Here is a 6,813-nt window from a genome sequence, read left to right as displayed (position 1 = left end):
CTCTACTACCGGCTGAACGTGATCAACATAGACCTCCCGCCGCTGCGCGAACGCGGGGAGGACGTGTTGCTCCTGGCGCGGCACTTCATCGGCAAGTACGCCCTGGAGCTAGATCGGCCCCTGGCGGATTTCAGCGACGACGCGCTGCGGGTTTTAGTCAGCTACAGCTGGCCGGGCAACGTGCGTGAGCTGGAGAACCTGGTCCAGCGCCTGATGGTCATGGTCGAGAGTGAGACGCTGGATGTGAGCGACCTGCCCTCCCACATGCGCTACAGCGTCCCGTCCGGAGGGCGCCTGAACCGCACCCTGGCGGAGGTCGAGGCCGAGTACATCAAGAACGTGCTGGAGGAGGTGGGTCAGAACAAGACCCAGGCGGCCAAGATTCTGGACATTGACCGGAAAACGCTCCGCGAAAAGCTGAGTCGGGGCGGGAAGGTGGATGACGAGGTAGCTTGACCGGGGAATTTCTCCCCGGTGGTGCGAGATTCCCCGGTCCGCCCGGGGTAAGCCGATTCGAGAACGCCGACCGCTAGGGCGTTTTTTTACCCTCTGCGCCGGTTGAATAAGAATATTTCGTTGATATAAAAGGACATAAACGGCTGAAACATTTCTTCCGGGTCGAGCCCTCCATCTGGCATACCTCTTGCCTTATAAATCCCCTGAAGGGACGGAGTAAACGGTGCGGAAAGAAGGAGGCGTCATGGCCGGCAAAATAAGCTCCCCGGAAAAACTGAAGAAAAAGGCGTTCGTCAAACCGGCCCCCAAGGCGCCGGCGAAGAAGAAAAGAATCCCCGGGCTATGTGGGACCTGCAAGCGCGAGCCGCGCTGCACCTTCCCGCGCCAGCCGGGCCGGCCGCTTCTCGAGTGCGAGGAGTTCGAGGGGCTGGAGCGCCGGGATGTCATCGCGGAAAGGCTCACGAACGTTCTTTTGGGCAAAACGGATGTCCTCGCCCGTCTGTATGACGGGGAGGAGGAAGAATTGGAAGGCTCCGACGCCGCCGCAGCGGATCGGTCCGGATCGTCCAACAACTTACAAGGAGAAACCATGGCTACGGCGACAGTCCTGACGGTGGAAAAGAAAAAGACTGCGGTTCCGGTGGAGAAGAAGGTTCACACGCCTCTCGGCCTGTGCAGGACGTGCAAGCTGTCCGCCACCTGCACCTTCCCGCGCCAGGCCGGGCGTCCGGTCCGCTTCTGCGACGAGTTCGACGGCGAACAGAAGGTCGAGACGGCTAAGCCGCAGACTGCTACCAAGAAGGTCACCGTGAACAACCTGAAGGGGCTCTGCCGGCTGTGCGACAAGGCCGCCGCCTGCACCTTCCCCAAGGCCGAGGGCGGCGTCTGGCACTGCGAGGAGTACGAGTAGCGAGGCTTGGCTTAAGTTTTTCTTTGAAGGGATTGAGCGCGGCCAATCTAGGGGCGGTAAAAACGCCCCTTTTTTTATCCCCGCCGGTAATGTGTATCCATTAGCGGAAGGCGGTGCGGATGGGGATATTCTAGCCCCTCTCGCCTTTGTCGTCCAGTGATAGAGGCTTCAGGAAGTGACGCCAAGAAAAAAGCCCCTCGCTGGAGGGGCTTCGTTTAGGCATCGCTTTCCGGCGAGGGTTACGGGTAGATGCCGCGCAGGCGAACGGCGTCGGCCACGCGCTTGATGGCGAAGACGTACGCCGCGTCGCGCATCGAGATATTCTTCTCCTCGGCCAGGGCGTAGACCTTGTCTATGTTCTGGTTCATCAGGGTGGCCAGCTTGTTGTTGACCTCCCTCTCGGTCCAGAAGAAGAAGGCCAGCCCCTGGACCCACTCGAAATAGCTGACGATGACGCCGCCGGCGTTGGCCAGGAAGTCGGGCGCCACCAGGATTCTCCGCTCGAAGAAGTCCTGGTCCGCCTCCGGGGTGGTGGGGCCGTTGGCGCCCTCGACGATGATCTTCGCCCGGACCTTGGCGGCGTTTTTCCCGGTGAGCTGGTTCTGCAGGGCGCAGGGGGCCAGCACGTCGCACTCCAGCGCGAGGAGCTCGTCGTTGGTGATTTTGTCGCCGGGGAGGAGCTTGCTCACGCTGTCCTCGGGCTTCATGGCGCGCTCGACGGCGTCGTAGGGGTTGAGCCCCTTGGGGTTGTAGACCGCCCCGTAGACGTCTGAGAGGCCGATGATTTTGCACCCGTCGTCGTGGAGCAGCTTGGCGGCCCAGGCGCCCACGTTGCCGAAGCCCTGGATGACCACCTTGGCCTTCTTGGGATCCATGCCCTTCTTCTTGAGGATGTTGACGGTGCTGATTTCAACGCCCCGGCCGGTGGCGGCGTCGCGACCCAGGGATCCGCCCAGCTCCAGCGGCTTGCCGGTGACTACGCCCAGGGTGGTGTTGCCGGTATTCATGGAGTAGGTGTCCATGAACCAGGCCATGATGCGCGCGTCGGTGTTCATGTCCGGCGCCGGGATGTCCTTCTCCGGCCCCACGATGGACTGGATTTCGGAAAAATAACGGCGGGACAGGCGCTCCAGCTCTCCCTCGGAGAGGTCGTGCACGTCCACGTGGATGCCGCCCTTGGCGCCTCCGAAGGGGATGCCGGCCAGGGAGCACTTCCAGGTCATCCACATGGCCAGGGCCTTGACCTCGTCCAGGGTCACGTCGGTCGAGAAGCGCACCCCGCCCTTGGCCGGGCCGCAGGCGGTGTTGTGCTGCACCCGGTAGCCGGGGAAGGTTTTTATCCTGCCCGAGTCCATGCGGACGGGGACGTTGACCAAGAGCGAGCGGGCCGGCTCCCGGAGCACCTCCCGGTAGCTCGGGTCCAGCTTCATCATCTCCGCGACTTTCTCGAACTCGCGCTGTGCCTGGTTAAATGCACTGTAGGTCTCTTCCATCGAGCCTCCTCCCGGCCTGGTAAATCCACGTCAGGGTTGCAGGTTGACTTCCTCACCTGGTTTTTGCACTTCGGATGACACGGGTCCGCCCATTTCGCCAGGGGCGTTACTTCTTTTTGCTGGGCATTACTCGGTTCGCTCGTTTCGTCAGGGGCGTTACTTCGTTTCGCCGGTTCCCGTTTAATACACCAAAAGCAATAACCGTACCATTCCCCGGATCAGCCGTGAATCCGGAGATTCGGCGGAGGCCGGTATGACCTCCCCGCTCCGCTTATCAAACGCAATCTCACCTCCGGGGAGAGCCACGCACAGGTGGGGGAATCCCCTTCCGAGGGCCGGTTGACATCCCGCCGCCGGCCGTGCGTTAATCTCCCCGTCACATCCAGTCGAGTGAAAGGAGGTGATCATGCTCCGTCTCCGGCGATTAGGGCATACCTGAGGCCGCGATTACAAGTACGCCAGAACCTGATTCCCCTTTGGGCGCAGTTTCGGCGCACCCCGCGGCCCGGTTAGGGTCCGCAGAAAAGCACTGTTGAATGCCGGAGATGGGGCGGTTACCGAACCACCAACCTAGGTGGTTCCCTGTGGCTGCAAAGTCCTCTCCGGTCCCGGGGCGTCGAACCTCCCCGAGTAATCCACCGACCAAGGAGAGGACTATGTCCGACGATTACCGCCCGATGTGGGCTGGCCTGGGTCTCGACCTGGAGAAGCACGACCGGCTCCTGGCCCTGTTGAACGAAGTATACCCCCCCATCTACCTCGAGCAGCCGAACCGGCCCGAAGGGATGGGGTATTTTGATTTCGTGATAAGCGAAATCCACGGCCTGCGCATCAAGGAACTCCTGGACCACAAGAAAAAGGGCGGCAAGGTTTTCGGCACCTTCTGCCTCTACGTGCCCGACGAGATAATCACCGCCCTGGGCGGCATCTCGGTGGGCCTCTGCGCGGGGACCGATTTCTCGGAGGCCGACGCCGAGTTGGACCTCCCCCGCAACCTCTGCCCCCTGATCAAGTCCTTCTACGGGTTCAAGCGGGGCCGCATCTGCCCTTACTTCGAGGCCACCGACCTGGTCGTGGGCGAGACCACCTGCGACGGCAAGACCAAGGCCTACGAGCTTCTCGGCGGGATGCACCCGGTTTACGTCATGGAGGTCCCCCACCGCAAGAACGACGACACGCGAAAGCTCTGGCGGGCCGAGCTGGACAAGTTCGTGATCGAGGCCCAGAAGCTCACCGGCAACCGGCTCACTCACGAAAAGCTGAAAGAGAACATCAAGCTCCACAACGCCAAGCGCCGGGCCCTGCAACGCCTCAATGCTCTGCGCTGGAAAAATCCCACCCCCATCAGCGGCAAAGACGCCCTCCTCGTCAATCAAATCGCCTTCTACGACGACCCCGTCCGCTTCACCGCCTCGGTCGAGAAGCTGGTGGAGGAGTGCGAGAGGCGCGTCGAGAACGGCGTCGGCGTATTCCCCAAGGACGCCGTCCGGCTGATGATCTCGGGTACCCCCTTCGCCATCCCCAATTGGAAGCTGCACCACGTCATCGAGACGGCCGGTTGGCCCGTGGTGGCCGAGGAAAGCTGCGTCGGCTCCCGGTACTTCTCCGGGACGGTGGACGAATCGCCCGGCGACCTGAACGGCCTCCTGGACGCCGTCGCCCGGCGCCACTTCGACATCCACTGCGCCTGCTTCACCCCCAACACCGAGCGGATGGACGACATCGTGGACCTCTGCAGGAAGTCCGGGGCCAAGGGGGTCGTCAACTACACCCTGAGCTTCTGCACCCCGTACCTGGTGGAGTCCCGCCACGTGGAGAACCGGCTGAAGAAGGAAGGCATCCCGGTGCTGAACCTGGATTCGGATTACGGCATGGGCGACTTCGGGCAGCTCCAGACACGGATCGGCGCCTTCGTGGAGTCGCTTTAAACTTGAAACGGGGAGGGTTTTTCCCTCCCCTTCACCTCGGTTTTTGAATGGATTGTTACGCTGGGATAGATGTCGGTTCCACAACGACGAAGGCCGTGGTCGTGGACGGCGACGGGGTGATACTGGGCCGCGCCCTCGCCCCGACGGGGGTCTCCGGCGCTGGGACCGCGGCTTCGGTTCTCGACCGGGCGTTGGCGGAGGCCGGTGCTGTAAGGGATAACCTGCGGTCCGTCGTCGCCACGGGATACGGCCGGGAGCTCGTGCCCTTCGCCGACTCCCGGGTGACCGAGATAACCTGCCACGCGCGGGGGGCCTTCGCGCGCATCGGAGAAGCCTTCACCCTCATAGACATCGGCGGCCAGGACACCAAGGCGATTTCCGTCACCGGGTCCGGCAAGGTGGAGCGCTTCCTGATGAACGACCGCTGCGCCGCCGGGACGGGCCGCTTCCTGGAGGTCATGGCCCGGGCGCTGGAGACCGACCTGGCCCACCTGGCGGCCCTGGCGATCGAGGCGGAGAAGGGGGTCAAGATATCAAGCATGTGCACCGTCTTCGCCGAGAGCGAGGTGGTGAGCCTCCTGGCCCGGGGAACGCCGCGGGGGGAGATAGCCCGGGGCCTGCACCGTGGCGTGGCCGAGCGGGTGGGCGGCATGGCGAAGAAGGTCGGCCTGCGCGGGGAGGTCTACCTCTCCGGCGGCGTGGCCTTCAACCCGGCCGTGGCGGCCTCGCTGGGCGAGTTCCTCGGGGTGGAGGTCGCGGTCATTCCCGAGCCGCAGCTAAACGGGGCCTACGGCGCGGCGCTTCTGGCCCTGGGCGGCGCGTGAAATTTCCCGGAACTAAAAAAAGCGCCCCGGGGGGCGCTTTTCGTTGGGCAAAGGGCTAGGCAAGGGGCTTAAGCCCCTTGTTTAAATGCGCTCGACGCTCAGGGCCACGGCGTTGCCGCCGCCCAGGCACAGGGTGGCCAGGCCGGTCTTGGCGCCGCGGTCAAACATGGCGTAGATGAGGGTGGTCAGGACGCGGGCGCCGCTGGCCCCGATGGGGTGCCCCAGCGCCACCGAGCCGCCGTTGACGTTGACCCGGTTCCAGTCCCAACCGAGCTCCTTGCCGTCGGCCAGCACCTGGGCGCTGAAGGCCTCGTTGACCTCGATGAGGTCGTAGTCGCCGATTTTGGTACCGGCCTGCTTCATCAGCTTCTTCACCGCCACGATGGGGGCGTAGAAGAGCTCCTTGGGCGAGGTGCCGCCGGTGGCGTAGCCGGTGATGCGGACCTGGGGCTTCACGCCCAGCTTCTTGGCCGCCTCGGCGGAGAGGACGATCATGGCCGAGGCGCCGTCGTTCAGGCCCGGCGCGTTCCCGGCGGTGATGGTGCCGTCCTTGGAGAAGGCGGGGCGCAGCTTGGCCAGCGATTCCACGTTGGTGTCCTCGCGGGGCCCCTCGTCGGTGTCGAAGATGATGGGATCGCCTTTGCGCTGGGGAATCGCGACGGGGACTATCTCGGCCTTGAACTTGCCGCCCTTGATCGCCGCCACGGCTTTCGCGTGACTCCCCGCGGACCACTTGTCCTGCTCCTCCCGGCTAATGCCCGACTTCTGGGCGGTCCAGTCGCCGATGGTCCCCATGTGCTGGTCCTCGAAGGCGCACCAGAGGCCGTCGTGGATCATGCCGTCCACCAGGTCCATGTTGCCGAACTTTTGGCCGAAGCGGCCCTTGAAGAAGTAGTGGGGCACGTTGGACATGGACTCTAGCCCGCCGGCCAGGATGCAGTCGGCGTCGCCGGACTTGATGACCTGGGCCGCCAGGATGACGGCCTTGAGCCCCGAGCCGCAGACCTTGTTGATGGTGGTGGCGCCCACCTCGGGCGGGATGCCGCCCTTGACCGCCGCCTGCCGTGCCGGGGCCTGGCCTATGCCCGCCGAGACGACGTTGCCCATGATGACCTCTTCCACGTCCGAGGGCTTGATTCCCGCCCGCTTGACCGCTTCGGCGACGCAGACCGCGCCGAACTCCGGGGCCTTCATCGGGGCCA

The 6,813-nt window shown here is 63.9% G+C and carries 6 protein-coding genes; 4 read left to right on the top strand and 2 right to left on the bottom strand.

The features are described 5' to 3' along the window. Nucleotides 1–456 (top strand): sigma-54-dependent Fis family transcriptional regulator (locus NTW26_07585; protein ID MCX7022115.1); only part of this gene is annotated, 456 nt, incomplete at its 5' end. A 244-nt stretch (nucleotides 457–700) separates the two neighbouring features. Further along, nucleotides 701–1,366, top strand: coding sequence for a hypothetical protein (locus NTW26_07580; protein MCX7022114.1), 666 nt, complete (start codon nucleotides 701–703; stop codon nucleotides 1,364–1,366). A gap of 239 nt (nucleotides 1,367–1,605) precedes the next feature. On the opposite strand, the gene NTW26_07575 is transcribed toward NTW26_07580, so the two are convergent. Continuing rightward, nucleotides 1,606–2,859, bottom strand: a complete 1,254-nt coding sequence (locus tag NTW26_07575) for a Glu/Leu/Phe/Val dehydrogenase (GenBank protein MCX7022113.1) — start codon at nucleotides 2,857–2,859, stop codon at nucleotides 1,606–1,608. Between the two features lie 656 nt (nucleotides 2,860–3,515). On the opposite strand from NTW26_07575, the gene NTW26_07570 reads away from it, so the two are divergent. Together NTW26_07570 and NTW26_07565 are read left to right on the top strand one after the other, a co-directional pair. Then, nucleotides 3,516–4,787, top strand: coding sequence for a double-cubane-cluster-containing anaerobic reductase (locus NTW26_07570; GenBank protein MCX7022112.1), 1,272 nt, complete (start codon nucleotides 3,516–3,518; stop codon nucleotides 4,785–4,787). Between the two features lie 47 nt (nucleotides 4,788–4,834). Beyond that, nucleotides 4,835–5,611, top strand: a complete 777-nt coding sequence (locus tag NTW26_07565; GenBank protein MCX7022111.1) for an acyl-CoA dehydratase activase — start codon at nucleotides 4,835–4,837, stop codon at nucleotides 5,609–5,611. Between the two features lie 81 nt (nucleotides 5,612–5,692). Here the strand turns inward: NTW26_07565 and NTW26_07560 are convergent. Then, nucleotides 5,693–6,813 (bottom strand): acetyl-CoA C-acetyltransferase (locus NTW26_07560; GenBank protein ID MCX7022110.1); only part of this gene is annotated, 1,121 nt, incomplete at its 5' end.

Source organism: bacterium (assembly GCA_026398675.1).
Taxonomy (GTDB): Bacteria; RBG-13-66-14; RBG-13-66-14; order RBG-13-66-14; family RBG-13-66-14; genus RBG-13-66-14.
This window is presented reverse-complemented; position numbering and strand designations above follow the sequence as displayed.

Coding starts and splice junctions, on each gene's coding strand:
- NTW26_07575 (MCX7022113.1), bottom strand. CDS start 2,859: ATGGAAGAGACCTACAGTGCATTTAACCAGGCACAGCGCGAGTTCGAG.
- NTW26_07565 (MCX7022111.1), top strand. CDS start 4,835: ATGGATTGTTACGCTGGGATAGATGTCGGTTCCACAACGACGAAGGCC.
- NTW26_07570 (MCX7022112.1), top strand. CDS start 3,516: ATGTCCGACGATTACCGCCCGATGTGGGCTGGCCTGGGTCTCGACCTG.
- NTW26_07580 (MCX7022114.1), top strand. CDS start 701: ATGGCCGGCAAAATAAGCTCCCCGGAAAAACTGAAGAAAAAGGCGTTC.